Below are 18,717 nucleotides of genomic sequence, written 5' to 3' on the forward strand. Positions count from 1 at the left end.
GCGGTCATCGCTTCCTCCAGTCGAGCAGGCTGGGGCCGTCGGCCTCCAGATCGCGCCGGGTCCGGCGGATCAGCTCCGCGCACTCCCCCAGCCCAGGCGCGGACATCAGCAGGTCGTAGGTGTCGGGGAACGTCCACAGCAGGTCTTCCAGCAGGTAGCGCCAGTAGGCGGGCCGCAGTTCGGGGTGGTCGCGCAGGATCCGCTTGTGGTGCCAGGTGTGGTGGAAGAGCCCGGCGTGCGGGGGGCCGTCCCACCGTTCCGCCTCGACGATCCAGAACCTGCCGGTCACGGGGCGCAGGTCGATACCGAGCGCCCGCGCCACCGCCGGGGCGAGGCGCTGCTCGGCGAACGTCTGCCGGACGAGCGGGTCGGTCGCCGACGGCGCGGCGTTGCCCGTCATGAACTCCATCGACGCGGCCGCGTACGCGGCCCGGTGCTCGTCGTCCAGGAACACCGAGATCGCCATGTTCGCGGCGGGAGTGTCGAAGACCCAGCGCGACAGGTCGGCGCCGCCCTGGTTGGGCACCTCGGCAACCGGCGGGTAGACGGCGTTGCCGGTCGACTCCCAGTGGGCGAAGACGAAGCCCCCGCGGTCCAGCCCTTCGATGGGACTGCGCAGGTAGAGATCGGTGTCGATGACGGCGAACGGGGCCCGGCGGAGCGTCGCCAGATGGCTCTTGCCCGCGGCGAAGTAGAACAGCGGGTCGATGTCGAGCTCGTCCAGGGCGTCGAGGGCGGTGTTGACGCGGTCGTAGAGCACGTCCAGGCCCTGCTCGGCGGCGTACTTGGCGCCCAGTGTGTCGGTCACCAGCTCGACGCCGCCGTGGAAGGCCCGCCACGCCCGGATCCCGTGCACGCAGGTGAGGATCTCCTCGACGGGCATCGCGTAGGGCCCGTTCTCCAGCGCCCTGTCGCGGTGCCTGCGCAGCCCCGCCCGGTGGGGGCCCGTCCAGGCGACGTGCGCCGCGGTCAACGCCATCGGTCAGCCCTCCCCGCGCGACCGCTCGACGGCGGCGGCGATGCCCGCGATCGTGGGGTCGTCGTAGTAGAGGTGCAGCGGCAGGTCGGCGCCGAGCCGGGAGCGTACTCGCGCGGCGATCTGCGTGATCGTCAGCGAGTGGCCGCCCAGGTCGAACAGGTCGTCGTGCGGGCCGACCCGGTCCACGCCGAGCACGTCGCACCAGATCTCGTGCACCACGGCCGCGGCGCCGGTGAGCGCGGCGGCGGGCGCGTCCGGCTCGGGCGGCGGCGCGTCCCTGGCCGGTGGCGCGGGGAGCGCGCCACGGTCCATCTTGCCGTTGGGGGTGAGCGGCAGCGCGTCCAGCTCCACGAACTCGGCCGGCACCATGTACGGCGGGAGCGTCCTCGCGCAGTGCTCCCGCAGCCCGGCGGGAAGGCCGGGCGCGCCGGCGGCAGGCACGGCGTAGGCGACGAGCCTGTCGCCGCGCACCGCCACCGCCACGTGCGCGATCGACGGGTGCTCGGCCAGCCTGGCCTCGATCTCTCCTGGCTCGATACGGTGGCCGCGCAGCTTGACCTGGTCGTCGAGGCGTCCGAGGAATTCCAGCACGCCGTCCTCGCGCCAACGCGCGAGGTCCCCGGTGCGGTACATGAGGCCCTTGCCGAAGGGGTCGGCGACGAACCGTTCTGCGGTCAGCTCCGGCCTGCCGCGGTAGCCGTCCGCGACGCCGTCACCGGCGACGCACAGCTCGCCGGGCACGCCGACCGACCGCAGCCGGAGCCGGTCGTCCAGGACGTACACCCGCGTGTTGGCCAGGGGCGTCCCGATGGGCACGCCCGCTCCCGCCTGAGTCACCTCGGCGCTGGTGGACCAGATCGTGGTCTCCGTCGGCCCGTACACGTTGATCAGCCGGCCGGTCCTGGCCAGCAGTTCGGCGGCCAGCGGGGCGGTCAGCCGCTCGCCGCCCGCGAGCGCGGTCACCGCCGGGCGGTCGAACCCGCCGTCGAGCAGCATCCGCCACCCTGAGGGCGTGGCCTGGACGTGGGTGACGCCGTACGTGTCGGCCAGTGCGGCGAGCGCGCGCCCGTCCCTCGTCAGGGCGTCGGGCGCCAGGACGACGCTCCCTCCGGTGATCAGCGGCAGGTACAGCTCCAGGGCGGAGATGTCGAAGGCCAGGGACGTGGCGGCGAGCCAGACGTCGCCGCTCCTTGAGCCGAGGCGGTCGCGCATCGCCCACAGCAGGTTGGCCAGCGCCCGATGCGGGATCTCGACCCCCTTCGGGCGGCCGGTGGAGCCCGAGGTGTACATGACGTAGGCGAGGCTGTCGGGCTCCGGCCACGGCCCCGCGTCTCCCGCGGCGGGCTCCAGGGTGTCGGAGAGGAGGACCGTCGTGGCACTGCCGCAGGGCAGCCGCTCGCGCAGAGCTTCGGAGACCACGATGACCTTGGCGCCGGAGTCGTCCAGGATGAAGGCGAGCCGGTCCGCCGGGTGCTCGGGATCGAGCGGCAGATACGCGCCCCCTGTCCTGAGCACGGCGAGCAGGACGGCCAGGGTACGCCGCGACCGCTCGGCGAGGACGGCCACGAGCGTGCCCGGTCCTACTCCGGCCTCGCGCAGCCCTACGGCCAGCCCCTCCACCTCGGCGGCCAGTTCCGCGTACGTCGTCGCGCCGGGTCCGTGGCGGACCGCCACCGCCTCGGGGGCGTGCCGCGCCTGCCGGACGACCAGCTCGGGCAGCGTGGCCGACGGATAGGCGACGGACGTGTCGATCCAGGCGCCGAGTAGCGGCTCGGTCTCGTCGGCGCCGAGCAGCTCCACCTCCGACAGCCGCGTGTCGGGGTCGGCGGTCACTTCGGCGAGCAGGCGCAGCCAGTGGGCGGCGACCCGCTGCGCGCTCTCGCGGCGCATCGTGGCGGGGTCGTACTGGAGGATGACGCCGCACTTGTCGGGCCCGTCCACGACGTGTACCCGCAGGGCGCCGCGCACGGTGTGGTTGAACAGCGCCCACGTGACGTCGGCGCGCACCCCTTCGAAGGAGGGCGCAGCCCCCCGCCTGCGGTAGCCGAGCGACACGGGGGCGAGCGCCACCCCGGGCCGCACGTCGCGCACCGCGCGTGACAGCGGCACCTCACGGACGCGGAACAGGCCCGGCAGATCGGAGCGCAGCCCGTGGGCGAACCGCTGGTCCTGCAGGAACCTGCGGAAGCTCCACGAGCCGTCGAGCCGGGCGGTCACCGGTAACTCGTTGACGAAGGCGCCAATGTGTTGGCGGGTGTCAGCGGTGCGGGTGCCTAGGTCGACGGCGACGGTCGGCTCCGCGTTGCCGTACCGGTGAAGCAGGGCGTGCAGCGTGGCGAGCAGGATCTCGAACCGGCTCGCGCCGGTGTCCAGGCCCAGGCGGTCGAGCGCCGACGACAGCTCGCCGGTCAGCGTGAACTCCACCGACTCGCCGCTCGCCGCCGTCGCCGCTTCCCCGGTGAGGCCGGGCAGCACCACTTCCGTCCGCTCCCGGTGGCGCGCCGCCCAGAAGTCGCGGGCCTGCGCCAGTGTGGCCGTGACGCGGGTGTCCTCCCTCTCCGCCAGCCCGTCGTACGGGACCTCGGGCAGGTCCGCCGCCCGGCCGGTGACCTCGGCGCGGTAGAGCTCGGCCAGGTCGTCGAGGAAGACCGAGGTGGACTCCCCGTCGAAGACCAGGTGGTGGGCCACGACGAGGAGCAGGGCCCGTTCCGGCCCTTCGACGAGGAGCGTGAGCCGTACCAGTGGGCCGGTGCGCAGGTCGAACGGGCGCAGGAGCTCGGCGCGGACCAGTTCGTCCGGCTCGCGCCCGGCGACCTCCACGACCGCAAGCCGGGGCGGCCGTGCCGACTCGACGAGGTACGGTTCCCCTCTGTCCTCGGCGACGACGGCGGCCAATAAGGGATGCCTGCGGACCAGCGCCGTGCAGGCGGCATCGAGCGCCGCCACGTCGAGCGGCCCGGTGAAGAGGACCGAGAACGGCATGGAGTAGACGGTTCCGAGGCCGCCGAGGCGTTCGTTGAACCAGATGCCCTGCTGGGCGAGGGAGGCCCGGATGCGCGGATGATCGGTCATCGTGGGAATGGCCATCGCTGAGGTTTCACTTCCGATCACGAGGTGCGGTGTTTCAGGGGGTGCTCACGAGAGGAGCAGGCCCAGGTGGTGGGTGAAGGACTCGGCCGCCCGCGCCGCCGAACGCCCTTCGCAGTGGCCGGACAGGCTGCCGTCGGGCTGCGCGGTCAAGGTGAGCCGGGGTGGCCCGTGCGGAGGCGTGGGCGCGGGGAGCGGCAGCGGCTCGGTCCGCAGTCCGGGCAGGTCAGGCTCGGGCCGCAGTCCTTCGAAGGTGAACCGTCCGGCGTGCGGGGGCACGGGCCGGAACCGATGAGCCTCGGCGTCGGCCGCTTCGACGACCTGCTCAGGAAGGCCGGGGATGTCCACGCCCAAGGGACCGACCAATCCGGCGGCGCCCGGGGTGGTACGCCCCGGCGAGCGGACGAGCACGCACGCGGAGCCATGCTCTTCGGCGAGCGCGGACGCCCACGCCACGAGCGCCAGGCTGCCCGGAGCAGTGCCCCTGGCCCGTGCGGCGCGACGCAGCCTGCCGACCGTCCCGGCGGCGATCACCACGGGAACCCATTCCGCCGGCCCGGTGTCGAAGACCGGGCCCGGCCGGGTCACGGGCGTCGGAGCACCTGACCCGGCGTGGGCGGCGGTGACGAAGCCGGCGTACGTCGTCTCCACCGGCGGCAGGCCGGCCGGCCTGCCGTGGTACGCGGCGCCGTACAGGATGCCGAGCTCCTGGACGAGCAGGTCGAGTGACCAGGCGTCGCACACCAGGGGATACGCGGCGAGCCCGAGCAGGCGCCCGCCGTCCGGCGTCTCGGCGACCACGGCGCGCAGCAGCGGCCCGCGCCTGGCGTCGAAGGCGGCTCGGAGCGCTCCGGTGAGGGCCGCCGTCCCTCCCTCCACCCGTTCCAGGTCAGGGGCGAGACCGTCGGCGATCTCGGCGACGCCCCCGCCGGGGAACGTCATGCGCAAGGCGTCGTGCCGGGCGGCGAGATCGGCCAGCGCGCGGCGGAGCGCGGCCAGGTCGAGGGGATCGTGCACGCGCAGCGCCGACTCGTGCGGCGAAGGGTCGCCGGCCAGGTCGGCGAGTTGCGCCGCCGTCAACGGCACCCGCGTGGAAGCGCCGGTGAACAGGGCGCGCACGGCTGGTTTGAGCACCTTGCCCGCCTCGTTGCGCGCGAAGTCGTCCACCACCGCGATCCTGGTCGGCAGCTCGTGCCTGGCCAGGCGCGTGGTGAGGAAGTCGCGCAGCTCCTCCAGCCGTACGTGCCCCCGAAGCCGTACGGCCGCCGACGGGACCTCGCCCATCACGGGATGGGGAACCCCGACGACCGCCGCCTCCGCCACGAGCGGGTGCTCGTGCAGAGCGGCCTCGACACGCAGCGTCGAGACCTTGAGCGCGCCCGACTTGATGACGTCGCCCGCGCGGTCGGCGAGATAGAGGTATCCGGCGTCGTCCAGGTGGCCGACGTCCCCCATGCGCACCCAGCCGTCCCTGAACACGGCGGCGCTGCCGCCGGGGTCTGCGAAGTACGAGCGCGGCGGCGCCGGGCAGCGCAGCCAGACCTCGCCCACCTCGCCCGGCGGCAGGACACGCCCGCCGGAGTCGCGGATCACGAGGTCGCCCGGGTCGCTCGCCCTGCCCAGCGACCCCGGCCGCTCGGGGTCCAGGACCATCGTGGTCCCGGCCGGCATCGCCTCGGTGGAGGTGTAGGTGTTGACCAGGACGGCGCCGGGGAAGGCCGCGGCCAGGTCCTGCGCCAGAGCGGGCGGCAGGGCGGCGGCCGAGGAGCCGACGAGCACGACGCTCGACAGGTCCTGGCGTCGCCTGGCGGCCGAGCCGAGCAGCTCGATCGCCATGGACGGCACCAGGAACACGGTCCCCACCCGGTACGCCTCGACGAGCCGGCAGAACTCCGCGGCGTCGAACCGCGGCAGCGCCAGCGCCGCCGGGTACGCGGTGAGGGCGTCCATCAGCATCATCTGGGCCGCGTTCGTGCCGATGGGGAAGGCGTGCAGGAAGTGCCGGGAGTGCGCGTACGCGCGGCGGCGCGGCATCGGGTGGCGCCCGTACGTGAGGTTGGCGTGGCTGGCGGCCACGCCCTTGGGGTCTCCGGTCGTCCCCGACGTGTAGACGATCTGCGCGAGCCGGGAGGGACTGACCTCGATGCCGGGCGGCGTGTCGTCGGCGGACTCGACCTCCTCGATCGTGGCCGCCCATCGGCCCGGCCCGGCCGCACAGCCGGTGTCCTCCTGCAGCACGCCGACGGCGTCGCACCGGTCGAGGATGTCGTCCGTGACGCGTACGGGTTGCGCCGCGGCCAGGGGGACGGCGACTCCGCCCGCCTTCTGAACCCCGCAGTAGGCCACGGCGTAGTCGATCCACCGTGCTCCCCCGAAGCGCAGCCCCACCCGATCGCCGGGCCGCAGCCCCCGGTCCAGCAGGCCGTGCGCCACCGCGTTGGAGCGCGACGCCCATGCGCCGAAGGTCAGCTCGCCCCGGCCGTCCACGACGATGGCCGCTCTGTCCGGCTCGGCCTCGGCGCGGGCCTGTAACAGGCCGGGGATGGTCAGCTCGGCCTCCACACCCTCGCCTCCCTTCTTCCTTCGGTCAACGGATGATGTTGGGCCCTGAGCCGGTCGAGGAGCGGACGATGAGCTCCGGCCGGAACATCAGTTCCTGGTGCCGGTAGGGTCCACCGGCGACCAGTTCCAGGAGCGCGTCGACCGCCGCGGTCGCCATGACCTGCACCGGCTGGCGCATCGTCGTCAGGGGCGGGTCGGTGTAGGCGATGAGCGTGGAGTCGTCGTAGCCGACCACCGACACGTCGCGCGGCACGTCGAGCCCGCGCTCCTTGCAGGCCCTGATCGCACCGATCGCCATGAGGTCGCTCGCGCAGACCAGTCCTGTGCAGCCGCGGTCCAGGAGCTGGGACGCGGCCGCCTGCCCGCCTTCGACGGAGAAGAGCGAGTGGGCGATCAGCGACTCGTCGGCCCCGCCGAGTCCGAGTGTCGCCATGGCCTGCCGGTAGCCCTCGACCTTCCTGACCACGGGCACGAACCTGGCCTGGCCGACGGCCAGCCCGATCCGCACGTGCCCGAGGTCGTGCAGGTGCTGGACGGCGAGCCGGGCCGCTAATCGGTCGTCGGTGGACAGGAATGTCGCCTCGACGTCGGCGGCGTACCCGTTCAGCAGGACGATCGGCACGCTCTGCGCCACCAGCCTGGTGTAGCGGTCGGCACGCGCGGTCGTGTCCGCGTGCAGCCCCGACACGAAGATCATTCCGTTGACGCCGCATTCGAGGAGCAATTCGGTGAACTCGTCCTCGGGGGCGCCGCCGGGCAGCTGCGTGCACAGCACCGGCGTGTAACCGTGCTGGGTGAGCGCCTTCTCGATCGCCTGCCCGAAGGCCGGGAAGATCGGGTTGTCCAGCTCGGGCGTCACCAGGCCCACGAGCCCGCGGCTGCGCTGCTTGATCCGCGCCGGCCGCTCGTACCCCGCGAGGTCGAGCGCGGTCAGCACGGACCGCCGGGTCTGGTCCGACACTCCTGGCCGGCCGTTCAGCACCCGGCTGACCGTCGCCTCGCTCACCCCCGCGAGCGCGGCGATGTCGATGAGCCGGGGCGTCCCGTTCCCGGCCGCGGCTACCACGAGGGCCGCCTCCACCAGGCGGCCGAGTCGGGCGGGAGCGCGCCGTCGATCAGCGGGGCGCTGGCCAGCAGCAGCTCGCCCTCGACGCGTGGCTCCACCTCGTGGTCGTTGAGGTTGACGACGCAGGTGAATCCGTCGCCGCGGGTGAAGGCGAGCGTCCCGAACGGCGCGTCGAGCCAGGTGAGGTCGCCGTCACCGAGCTCGGCGCACTCGCGACGCAGCCGCAGCGCCGTCCGGTACAGCTCCAGGGTCGAGCCGGGGTCGTCCCGCTGGGCCTCGACGCTCAGCCCCGCCCACTCCTCCGGGATGGGCAGCCACGGGTCGTTCCAGCCGGACTCGCGCGTCCAGGGAACGGGCACGCGGCAACCGTCCCGGCCGCTGTCGGGGTCGCGCAGCCGCTGGGGGTCGCGCAGGCACTCCTCCGGCAGGTCGAGCACCTCGGGCAGGCCCAGCTCCTCCCCCTGGTAGACGTAGACGGAGCCAGGGAGCGCCAGCGCGAGCAGGGCCGCGGCGCGGGCCCGGCGCAGCCCCCGCTCGCCGCCGCCGTAGCGGGTGACGTGCCGCTTGACGTCGTGGTTGGACAGCACCCAGGTCGAGGGCGCGCCGACGAGCGCGGCGGTGTGCAGCGATTCGTCGATGACCGCGCGCAGCTGCGCGGCGTCCCAGGGGGTCTTCAGGAAGTGGAAGTTGAACGCCTGGTGCAGCTCGTCCGGGCGGACGTAGTCGGCCAGCCGCTCGGCGGTGGGGGCCCACGCCTCGGCCACGCCGATCCGCTCTCCCGGGTAGGAGTCGAGGACGCGCCGCCAGGCGCGGTGGATGTCGTGCACGCCGTCCTGGTCGAAGAACGGCACGACGGCGGTGCCGATCATCTCGACCTGGCCGGTACGGCCGACGTCCGGCAGCCCCGGCGCCTTGACCATGCCGTGGGCGACGTCGACGCGGAAGCCGTCGACCCCCAGGTCGAGCCAGAAGCGGAGCACGCCCTCGAACTCGGCGTGCACCTCCGGGTGCTCCCAGTTCAGGTCCGGCTGCTCGGGGGCGAACAGGTGAAGGTACCACTGGCCGTCCTCCACCCGGGTCCAGGCGGGACCGCCGAAGACGGACTCCCAGTCGTTGGGCGGCAGCTCGCCGTTCGCCCCCCGGCCGTCCCTGAAGATGTAGCGGTCGCGGTCGGGGCCGCCCCCGAGGGCCCGGGCGAACCAGGGATGCCGGTCGGAGGTGTGGTTCGGCACCACGTCGACGATGACGCGCAGGCCGTGCGCGTGCGCGTCGGCGATCAGCTCGCGGGCGTCGGCGAGCGTGCCGAACAGCGGGTCGACGTCCCGGTAGTCGGCGACGTCGTAGCCGAAGTCGGCCATGGGCGAGGGGTAGAACGGGGTCAGCCAGAGGGCGTCCACGCCCAGGTCCGCCAGGTAGGGCAGCCGGCTGCGCACGCCCGGCAGGTCGCCGACGCCGTCACCGTCGCTGTCGGCGAAGCTGCGTACGTACACCTGGTAGATCACCGCGTCCCGCCACCAGCGGGTGGCGGCGGCCGCCCGCGCGGCGTCCTCGGCCAGTTCGGTCATGTGTCTCCCCGATCGGTCGGATGCGGATGGCTGGAGGGAAGGGTCGCGGCCCGCCTCATGACTTGGTGGCGCCGCTGGTCAGGCCGGCCACCAGATGGCGCTGGACGACCAGGAAGACCGCCGCGGCGGGGACCGCGATGAGCACGGCGGAGGCGGTCAGCAGTCCCCAGTCGGACCAGTGCTGGCCGACGAACTGCTGCAGGCCGACGCCGAGGGTGCGCTTGTCCTCCTGCGACATGAAGACCGTCGCGTACGCCACCTCGCCCCACGCGGTCATGAAGCAGTAGAACGCGGTGACGGCCAGGCTCGGCCGGGCCAGCGGCAGGATCACCCGCCAGAACGTGCCGAACGGCGTCAGGCCATCGATCAGCCCGGCCTGGTCGATCTCCCGCGGGATGGAGTCGAAGTAGCTCTTCATCATCCAGGCGCAGAACGGCACCGCGATCGTCATGTACGCGACGATCAGCCCCGGAATCTGGTTGAGCAGCCCGAGCGCCGCCATCAGGTTGTACAGCGGGACGATGAGGATGGCGACGGGGAACATCTGGGTGATCAGCAGCAGCCACATGATCCCGCGCCGCCCCGGGAAGGAGAACCGGCTGAGCGCGTACCCGGTGGTCGAGGCGAGGAAGACGCCGAGCACGGTGGTCAGGCCCGCGGCCACCACCGAGTTGAGCAGCCAGACGGGGAACTCGGTCTCGCTGAACACCCGGGAGTAGTTCGTCAGCGACGGCTGGTTGAACAGCTCCAGCTCGGCCGACAGCCACCCGTCGCGCGGCTTCAGCGACGTCAGCACCAGCCAGACGACCGGGAACAGCGAGATGACGCTGGCCGCGATCAGGGTGGCGTGCAACAGCACGGACGCGAGAGGGCCGCGCCTGTCGCCTTGGCCGGCGACCGGGCGGGTGTTCACGGTGCTCACCAGACCTCCCCTTGCTTGCGCAGCGCGCGCCGGTAGACGCTGGCCAGCACGATGAGCAGAGCCAGGATGATCACGCCCCACGCGGCCGAGCCGGAGTAGTTGCGGACCCCCGTGAACGCCTCCCTGAAGGCGTAGGTGACGAGGATCTCCGTGTCACTGCCAGGGCCTCCTCTCGTGATGAGGAAGATCACGGGGAACATGTTGAACGTCCAGATCGTGCCGAGCAGGACGACCGTCGCCGACACCGGCCGCAGCATCGGCAGCGTGATGTGCCGGAAGCGCTGCCAGGGGGTCGCGCCGTCGACCGCCGCGGCTTCGTAGAGATCGGCCGGGATCGCCTGCAGGCCGCCCAGCAGGGCCACCATCATGAACGGCACGCCGACCCACACGTTGACCGCGATGACGGCCAGCTTGGCGGTGGTCGGGTCGTCCAGCCAGCCGACCGCGCCGAGGCCGGCGGCCTTCAGCATCGCGTTGATGACGCCGAAGTCGCTGTTGAACAGGTAGCGCCAGATGAAGGCGGCCACGAAGCCGGGGATCGCCCACGGCAGGATCAGCAACATGCGGTAGACCGAGCGGAAGCGCATCCGGCGGTGCAGCAGCATGGCCAGGCCGAGGCCCAGGCCGTAGTGCAGGCCGACGCAGGACACCGTCCAGATCACCGTCCAGGTGAGCTTGTCCCAGAACAGGCTGCTGGTCAGGATGTCGAGGTAGTTGTCCAGTCCGACGAACTCGTAGCTGGCCGGGATGACGTTGACGCCGATCGTCCGGCCGACGTTGGCCTCGGTGGCGTCGGTCAGGGACAGGTAGACGCCGCGCAGGAGTGGCCAGCCGATCAGTACGCCGATGACGACCAGCACCGGCGCGACCATGGCCCAGGCGTACCAGTGCCGCCCCAGGGCCCGCCGCAGCGGGCCCGGGGCGCGGCCGCCCCGGCGCCGGCCGTGATGGGCGCCGGCGCTGGGCGTGCTTCTCACACGTCCGGTCGAGACCGCCACGCTCAGCTCCAGGCCTTCATGACCTGCTGGAACTGCTGCTCGGTCTTGCTCAGCGTCTCCTCTGGCTTGGCTCCGCCGACGAGCCCCTGGAAGGCTTCGAGCAGAGGCTGGAAGAGCTGGCCGCCCTCGGGGATCCAGGGGCGCGGCACCGCCGTGTCCAGGATCGGCTTGAAGACCGCGACGTCCCGGTTGGCCTTGACCCTCGGGTCGTCGAAGCTCGACGAACGGGTCGGCAGCAGGCCCAGCTCACTGGAGACGGTGGCCAGCGAGGTGGAGGAGCTCATGAAGCGCAGGAACTCGTACGACGCCTCGATGTTCTTCGAACCGGCGTAGACGGCCAGGTTCCAGCCGCCGGTGGGGGCGCCGGCCTTGGCGGAGCCGGCGGGCACGGGGGCGATGCCGAGGTTCTCCTTGTCCTTGAACTCCTTGCCCTGGTAGACCTCCGACAGCGACCACGGGCCGTTGTAGATCATCGCGGTCTTGCCGTCCTTGAGCGCGGTCATCGCGTTGGCGTAGCTGTCCTGCAGCGCCGGCTTGGCCGCCGCGCCCGACGTGATGAGGTCCTGCAGCTCGGTCATCGCCTTGACGTTCTGCGGCGAGTTGACCACGACCTTCTTGTTCTGGACGTCCAGGAGGTCGCCGCCCTCGCCGTAGATGAACGGCAGGAGGAAGTAGCCGTCCACGTTCAGCGCCAGGCCGTTGGCGCCGGCCTTAGCCTTGACGTCCAAGGCGGTCTGCTTGAGCTCCGCCATCGTCTTGGGGGCCTCGTCGTGGCCGGCCTCCTTCAGCAGCCGCTTGTTGTACAGCAGCGCGAGCGTGTCGGTGACCTGCGGCACCGCCCACGTCTTGCCGTTGTACTTGGTGCTGCTCAGCGGGCCCGGCAGGTAGTCGGCCTCGTTGTCGACCGCGCGGGTGCCGTCCAGCGGTTGCAGGTAGCCCAGCTCGGCGAACTGCGACGTCCAAGCGACCTCGGAGCGGATCACGTCAGGAGCGCCCGTGCCAGCCTGGGCCGCGGTCTGGAACTGGTTCTGCGCCTGGTCGGAGGGGACGTTGACGTACTTGACCTTGATCTTCGGGTACTTGGCCTCGAACTCCTTGATCAGCTTCTGGAAGGTCGGGCCCTCACTGTCGGGACGGACGGTGTCCCACCAGGTGATCTCACCGCTGATCTGGGTCGGGTCCGCGGGGGCCGCGCTGGACGGCGCCGCCGAGGACGTGGTGCCGCCGCCACCGCCGCACGCACTGACCGCGAGCGCGAGTGCCGCGACCATCGTCACGGCTGAAAGGGCTTGCCGCATCTCTGTCTCCTCGTTTCAGGCCGGGGTTGAGGACACGCCCTGCGGTACCTCGCCGCCGGGGTCCTGGGAAGTGAGGAGGACGTTACGCGGCTGCAAGAAAAATTGAAAGACCTTTCATACAGAGACACTCTTTTCGTTATCTTTGCAGCAAGGCGTCAGATCATCACTCTATGTAGTCGAGTGATGCAGCTTTTCGGAAATAGGACGCGCATCGGGAACATTCCGCTTGCGGCCGCCCAACCCAGTGGAGGGGCGCCGTTACGGGACGGTTGTTCGCGCCGGCTTCCGCCCGCAAGAGGGCACGGCGAAAGCCGGGACCTCGCGGGATCCGGCAGGGGTCAGCTGGTGGGAACGGCGGCGCGGACCGGAGCCGTCGAGCGGCGGACCACCAGCTCAGGGCGGTGCAACAGCTCCGCGCGAGGCGCGGGCAGGCCCTGGATCTCGTCCAGCAGGCTCGCGACGGCCGCCAGGGCCATGTCGCGGACCGGTTGCCTGATGGTGGTCAGTGGCGGGTCGAGGTAGGCCGTCATCGGCGTGTCGTCGAAGCCCACGACCGAGACGTCCTCCGGGACGCGAAGCCCGAGGTTGCGGGCGCCCCTGATCGCGCCGATGGCCATGATGTCGCTGCCGCAGCAGATGGCCGTGCAGCCGCGCTCCAGCAGCTGCTGCGCCGCGGACTGGCCGCCCTCGACGGTGTAGAGGGTGTTGACGACCAGCTCGGAGACGTCGGTGACGCCGGCGTAGGCGGCCATGCCGCGCTCGAATCCCTGCGTCTTGCGGATGGTCGGAACGAAACGCTCCTGCCCGACCGCGAGCCCGATCCGCCGGTGGCCCAGAGACACCAGGTGGTTGACCCCCATGTCGAGCGCGGCGACGTCGTCGTTGGAGATGAAGTGCGCGGGGATGTCGGGACGGAAGCCGTTGATGAGCACCATTGGCAGGCCCAGCTCGGCCAGCCGCACGTAGCGGGTGCGGTCGGAGCGCGAGTCGGCGTGCAGCCCGTTGACGAAGATGATTCCGGCGACGCCGCGCTCCAGCAGCAGGGTGGTGTAGTCGTCTTCCGTGACGCCGCCAGGAGTCTGCGTGCACAGCACGGCCGTGTAGCCCGACAACACCAGAGCGCTCTCTATGACCTGCGCGAACGCCGGGAAGATGGGGTTGTTGAGCTCGGGCAGGATCAGGCCGATCAGCCCGGTCTGGTTCTGCCGCAGCTTCAACGGACGCTCGTAGCCCAGCACGTCAAGGGCGGTGAGGACGGCCTGCCTGGTGTCGGCCGCCACACCGGGTCTGCCGTTAAGCACCCGGCTCACAGTCGCCTCACTCACGCCCGCTTGGGCGGCGATGTCGGCGAGGCGCATGGTCATGCCGGTGATTTTACCGTCTTCCCTTCCCACCATGACCCGCGCCTTTGCCCGCTTTACAAGCGGAAGCAGCACTCGGTGGCCTGCCGAGAGGAGCCGAACGCCTGACATGACGCCCTCCAGGGCGTCCGTCGTCCAGTTCCGTCCCTGCAACTGTCTTGCAAACTCTTGCAGAAGCTTCATCTCCTAGGTAGTTTCCGGGAACTAGTTGCGCACCCTGATCGCCCTCTGGAGGCCGCCGTGCCCCTGAACACCCCTTCTCATCGGTTACGCAAGCTCGGGCTGGCGTCCGCCTTCCTCGCGCTCCCCTTGCTCCTCCCCCTCACGCCACCCGTTCCCGCCCAGGCAGCCGCTCACCACCAGGCCGGCACGGCGCCGTCCGCCCTTCAAGGGATGGGCGACCGCGAGCCGAGCGACCGGCAGCTGGCCAGACAGCGCCGCGACCTCCCGCTGAGCCGCGAGCGGTTCTACTTCGCCATGACGGACCGCTTCGCCAACGGCACTCCTGGCAACGACCGTGGCGGGCTGTCCGGCGACCGACTCGCCACCGGTTTCGACCCCACCGACACCGGTTTCTACCAGGGTGGAGACCTCGCGGGGCTGATGGCCAGGCTCGACTACATCAAGGGCCTGGGCACCACGGCGCTGTGGATCACACCGGCGTTCCGCAACCGTCCCGTGCAGGGGACGACGGCCGGCTACCACGGCTACTGGATCACCGACTTCACCTCCATCGACCCCCATCTCGGCACCAACGCCGACATGAAGAAGCTGGTCAAAGAGGCGCACCGGCGCGGGATGAAAGTCTTCTTCGACATCATCACCAACCACACCGCCGACGGCATCGACTACAAGGAGAAGCAGTACGGCTACCGGTCCAAGGCCGCCTATCCGTACGTCGACGCGACGGGCAAGCCCTTCGACGACGGCGACCACGCCGACGGCTCGAAGCCGTTCCCGAAGGTGGACGAAGGGGCGTTCCCGTACACGCCCGTGCCCGTGGACGGCGTCGTCAAGAAGCCCGCGTGGTTGAACGACGTCACCATGTACCACAACAGGGGCGACTCCACCTTCGCCGGGGAGAGCTCGCAGCACGGTGACTTCTCCCAGCTCGACGACCTGTGGACCGAGCGGCCCGAAGTCGTCCAAGGGATGATCGACATTTACCGCACGTGGGTGCGGGAGACCGACATCGACGGCTTCCGCATCGACACCGCCAAGCACGTCAACATGGAGTTCTGGGAGCGCTTCTCCCCCGCGCTGCACGGCTACGCCGCCAAGCTCGGCAACGAGCGGTTCTTCATGTTCGGCGAGGTGTACTCCAGCGACCCGTCCGAGACCAGCCGCTACTCCACCCGCGGTGGTATGGACGCCACTCTGGACTTCCCGTTCCAGGAGGCCGCGCGGTCGTACGGCGGCGGCACCGCTGACGCGAGCCGCCTGTCACGCCTGTACGCCGCCGACGACTCCTACACGGACGCCGACTCCGACGCCTCCAGCCTGCCCACGTTCCTCGGCAACCACGACATGGGCCGCATCGGCCGCTTCCTGGCGCAGGACAATCCGGGCGCGAGCGACGAGGAGCTGCTGCGCCGGGACCTGCTCACGCACGAGCTGATGTACCTGACGCGCGGTCAGCCGGTCGTCTACTACGGTGACGAGCAGGGCTTCACCGGCAAGGGCGGCGACAGGGACGCGCGGCAGCCGATGTTCGCCTCGAAGGCGGCGTCCTATCTGTCGGACGACCTGATCGGCACCACGTCCACGCACGCGACGGACAACTACGACACCGGCCACCCGCTCTACAAGGGGATCGCCGCCCTGGCCCGGCTCCGCGACACCCACCCGACCCTGGCCGACGGCGCGCAGATCGAGCGCCTCGCGCAGGGCGGCGTGTACGCCTTCTCCCGCATCGACGCCGGGCGGCGCGTCGAGTACGTCGTCGCGGTGAACAACGCCGAGCAGCCAGCCAAGGCCGCCATCCCCACCTACACGGCGGGCATGAGCTTCACCAGGCTGTACGGCACCGGTCCCGACGTTCTGCGCGCCGACGCCGGGCGCGTCCTCACCACCACCGTCCCGCCGCTGTCGGCCGTTGTCTACAAGGCGGCGCGTCCGCTCGACGCGCCCGCCGCGCGCCCGTCCATCGCCCTCGAACTGCCGGGCGCCGAGATCCGCGGCGCCGACGGCGACGGTCGCGTCGAGATCAAGGCGACCGTTCCCGGCACCGGCTTCGACCGCGTCACCTTCGCCGCGAAGGCCGGCTCGGGACCGTGGCGGGTGCTCGGCACCGACACGGCGCCCAACGGGCGCACCTTCCGCGTCTTCCACGATCTGACAGGGCTGCGGGCGGGGACCCCCGTCATCTACAAGGCGGTCGTCGAGGACTCCGCGGGACGGCTGGCCTCGGCCAGGGCCTCCGCCGTGGTCGGCCCCGAGCCGCAGGCGCCGGAGCCCGGGGCGGCGCGGCGCGATTGGCTGGTGGTGCACTACGCGCGGCCGGGAGGCGACTACGACGGCTGGGACCTGGAGGTCTCAGGCGACGTCGCGCAGCCGGGCGCCGCGCCGCTCACCGGCCAGGACGCGTTCGGCCGCTTCGCCTGGATCAAGCTCCGGGAGAACGCCGCGAACGTCACCCTGACCGTTCGCGGCGCCGACGGAGCCGACGGGGCTCCACGCACCGTCAATCCGGCGCGGAACGGTGAGATCTGGCTCGTCCAGGGCAAACAGGACGTGCACGTCTCCCGGGCCGCCGCCCAAGGGTTCGTGACCATCCGCTACAACCGGCCGGACGCGGCCTACACCGGCTGGGGCCTGCATCTGTGGGGCGAGGGCCTGGCCGACGGCGCGGCCACGCAGTGGAGCGAGCCGCGCGTGCCCGACGGAACCGACGCGTTCGGGCTGTACTGGCGGGTCCCGGTGCGTGACGCGGATGTGCCGGTGAACTTCGTGATCCACCGCGGCGACGCCAAGGACCCCGGGGGCGACCAGTCGGTGACGCCCGGCCGTCAGGCGGAGGCGTACGTGAACTCGGGTTCCGAGCAGGTGCATCCTTCGGAGGCCGCGGCTCGTAACACCATGGTCCTGCACTACCGGCGACCCGGCGGCGACTACGACGGCTGGGGGCTGCACCTGTGGGGTGACGTCCGGCAGCCCACCGAATGGTCGGCGCCGCTGCGACCGGCCCGGTACGACGCGTTCGGCGCGGTCTTCGAGGTGCCGCTCACCGAGGGCGGCAAGAACGTGAGCTACATCCTGCACAAGGGCGACGAGAAGGACCTTCCCGACAACCAGTCGCTGGATGTGGCGACCACCGGTCACGAAGTGTGGCGCTTGGCCGCTTCGCCGGGCGACGTCCTGCCCCAGCCGCCGGCCCGCGTCGCCGACGTGGACCTCGACAAGGCGGAGGCACACTGGATCGACCGCTCCACCATCGCGTGGAACGTCCGGCCCGGATCCGCGCGCCAGTACACCCTGGCGTTCGCCCCGGACGGCATCGGCCACGACAAGGGCGAGCTGACCGGCGACTACCGCATCATCCGCCTGGTGCCGGGCGCGCTCACCGACGAGCAGCGGGCCGCCTGGCCCGAGTGGGCCTCCTACGCCGCTCTCCGCGTGGATCCGCGTGACGAGGACCTGATCGACCAGGCGCGCCGCGGCCAGGTCGTGGCCGTGGAGCGCGACGCGCAGGGGGCGCTGCTGACCGCCCGAGGCGTCAGCCTCGCCGGCTAGCCCGGACCCATCGCCACGGGCTGGGCGTCGACCGCCCAGCCCGTGGACGTGACCTCGTTCCATGGAACGGGGCTTCGGCAGGCAAGAAGTGCGACAACATCCTGCGATTCACTCTGCGCCTTTTCGGAATCGCAGGCGCCACCCTTACTTCTGTCCCCGCTGCTGGCGACCTCTTCCCTTCGCCACCTTTCGCCGCCCAAAGTTCAATCGTCCTTCCGCCCATTGCAAGATGCGGCACCAAGGGAAACTCATTTCAGCTCGTCAGCGTGATCTCCCTTTCTGACCTGCGGGAATTATTGCAAGAGTGTTGACAGTAAGGCGAAGTTGGCCACAGTCTTTTGCCCGTAGAACTCCCTTGCGCGCAGCACGTGCGCCTTTCCTTTATCTTCCCCGGAGGCCGGTCGATGACGGCGGACAGTGACGCCCCGCATTTAGTGAGTGAGAAGAATCCCTTGCCCGGCGACATCGTTCTCAGGTCACCGCGCGCCTGGGCTCCTCACCTTTGGTGGATCGCCCTGCTCGGAGGCGGGGGCGGAGCCGCGTTCGTCTGGCTGGCCACGCCGCACGGCCGGGAGATCCAGGCGGCGTGGCAACTCGGCCTCAAGCTGTTGGCGTTCGCCTGTCTGTGCTGCGGGATCGCGTTCTTCCCATGGGCATCGCGGCGCCTGTACTGGCTGCTGTACGTCCCGCTCGTCTTCTTCACCGGCTACGTGCTCCCCAGAATCAGCTACTTCTACTACGGCGACACTGCCCGCGTGCAGGGTGACGGCTTCTACACGCACCTCTACCTGCTGCTTTATCCCGGGATCGTGCTGAGCGTGGCCGCGGCCTACCGGCTGGGGGGCGGAAGCCCCGGAAACTGCCTCAAGATCGCGGTGAACGGCGTCCTCATCGTGTTCTCCGGCTTCCTCGACATCATGTGGCAGCTGGTGAACCCCATCCCGATCCCCGAACGTATCGACGCCCCCCACATCGCGGTGTTCACCGGCGGCCCCATCTCTTTCGGCGCGACGATCCTGTTCGCGCTGGCGCACGTCCCGATCGTCGTCGGGGTCGCGCTGCTCCCGCTGGACCGGTGGATCGATCGCCTGCTGGGAATCGCGTCCTCCGCCCGGGTGCGATGACCGGCCTCGTCGTCGGAACCAGC

General features: G+C 71.1%; 11 protein-coding genes. 2 read left to right on the top strand and 9 right to left on the bottom strand.

Going from position 1 to position 18,717, the window contains the following annotated elements:
* Window positions 1-4: 4 nt before the first annotated feature.
* The 9 genes from ABD292_RS47305 to ABD292_RS47345 form a co-directional block, all read right to left on the bottom strand.
* Window positions 5-979, bottom strand: coding sequence for a hypothetical protein (locus ABD292_RS47305; RefSeq protein WP_020544415.1), 975 nt, complete (start codon window positions 977-979; stop codon window positions 5-7).
* 3 nt (window positions 980-982) lie between these two features.
* Window positions 983-4,051, bottom strand: a complete 3,069-nt coding sequence (locus ABD292_RS47310; RefSeq protein WP_344219782.1) for a non-ribosomal peptide synthetase — start codon at window positions 4,049-4,051, stop codon at window positions 983-985.
* Between the two features lie 63 nt (window positions 4,052-4,114).
* The gene (locus ABD292_RS47315) at window positions 4,115-6,628 is read right to left on the bottom strand and encodes an AMP-binding protein (protein ID WP_344219784.1); all 2,514 of its coding nucleotides are present in this window, start codon (window positions 6,626-6,628) and stop codon (window positions 4,115-4,117) included.
* A 25-nt stretch (window positions 6,629-6,653) separates the two neighbouring features.
* Entirely contained in the window at window positions 6,654-7,694 is a 1,041-nt protein-coding gene (locus ABD292_RS47320; protein WP_026214586.1) for a LacI family DNA-binding transcriptional regulator, read from the bottom strand.
* Window positions 7,688-9,259, bottom strand: coding sequence for a glycoside hydrolase family 13 protein (locus ABD292_RS47325; RefSeq protein ID WP_020544419.1), 1,572 nt, complete (start codon window positions 9,257-9,259; stop codon window positions 7,688-7,690). The genes ABD292_RS47320 and ABD292_RS47325 overlap by 7 nt, the downstream gene beginning before the upstream one ends.
* A 55-nt stretch (window positions 9,260-9,314) precedes the next feature.
* Window positions 9,315-10,181 (bottom strand): sugar ABC transporter permease, encoded by an 867-nt coding sequence (locus tag ABD292_RS47330; protein ID WP_020544420.1) that lies wholly within the window; start codon window positions 10,179-10,181, stop codon window positions 9,315-9,317.
* Entirely contained in the window at window positions 10,178-11,158 is a 981-nt protein-coding gene (locus tag ABD292_RS47335) for a carbohydrate ABC transporter permease (protein WP_246649785.1), read from the bottom strand. Before ABD292_RS47335 ends, ABD292_RS47330 begins: the two co-directional genes overlap by 4 nt.
* Window positions 11,159-11,181: 23 nt before the next feature.
* Window positions 11,182-12,477: an extracellular solute-binding protein gene (locus ABD292_RS47340; RefSeq protein ID WP_026214588.1), complete on the bottom strand. Its 1,296-nt coding sequence runs from the start codon at window positions 12,475-12,477 to the stop codon at window positions 11,182-11,184.
* 338 nt (window positions 12,478-12,815) lie between these two features.
* Window positions 12,816-13,841: a LacI family DNA-binding transcriptional regulator gene (locus ABD292_RS47345; protein ID WP_020544423.1), complete on the bottom strand. Its 1,026-nt coding sequence runs from the start codon at window positions 13,839-13,841 to the stop codon at window positions 12,816-12,818.
* Window positions 13,842-14,078: 237 nt separating this feature from the next.
* Between ABD292_RS47345 and ABD292_RS47350 the strand changes: the two genes are divergently transcribed.
* A complete protein-coding gene (locus ABD292_RS47350) occupies window positions 14,079-17,570 on the top strand; it encodes an alpha-amylase family glycosyl hydrolase (RefSeq protein WP_344219792.1) in 3,492 nt (1,163 codons plus the stop codon).
* 452 nt (window positions 17,571-18,022) lie between these two features.
* Entirely contained in the window at window positions 18,023-18,694 is a 672-nt protein-coding gene (locus ABD292_RS47355; RefSeq protein ID WP_344219794.1) for a hypothetical protein, read from the top strand.
* The last annotated feature ends 23 nt before the right edge of the window (window positions 18,695-18,717 follow it).

This window comes from Nonomuraea bangladeshensis, assembly GCF_039529455.1.
Classification (GTDB): domain Bacteria; phylum Actinomycetota; class Actinomycetes; order Streptosporangiales; family Streptosporangiaceae; genus Nonomuraea; species Nonomuraea bangladeshensis.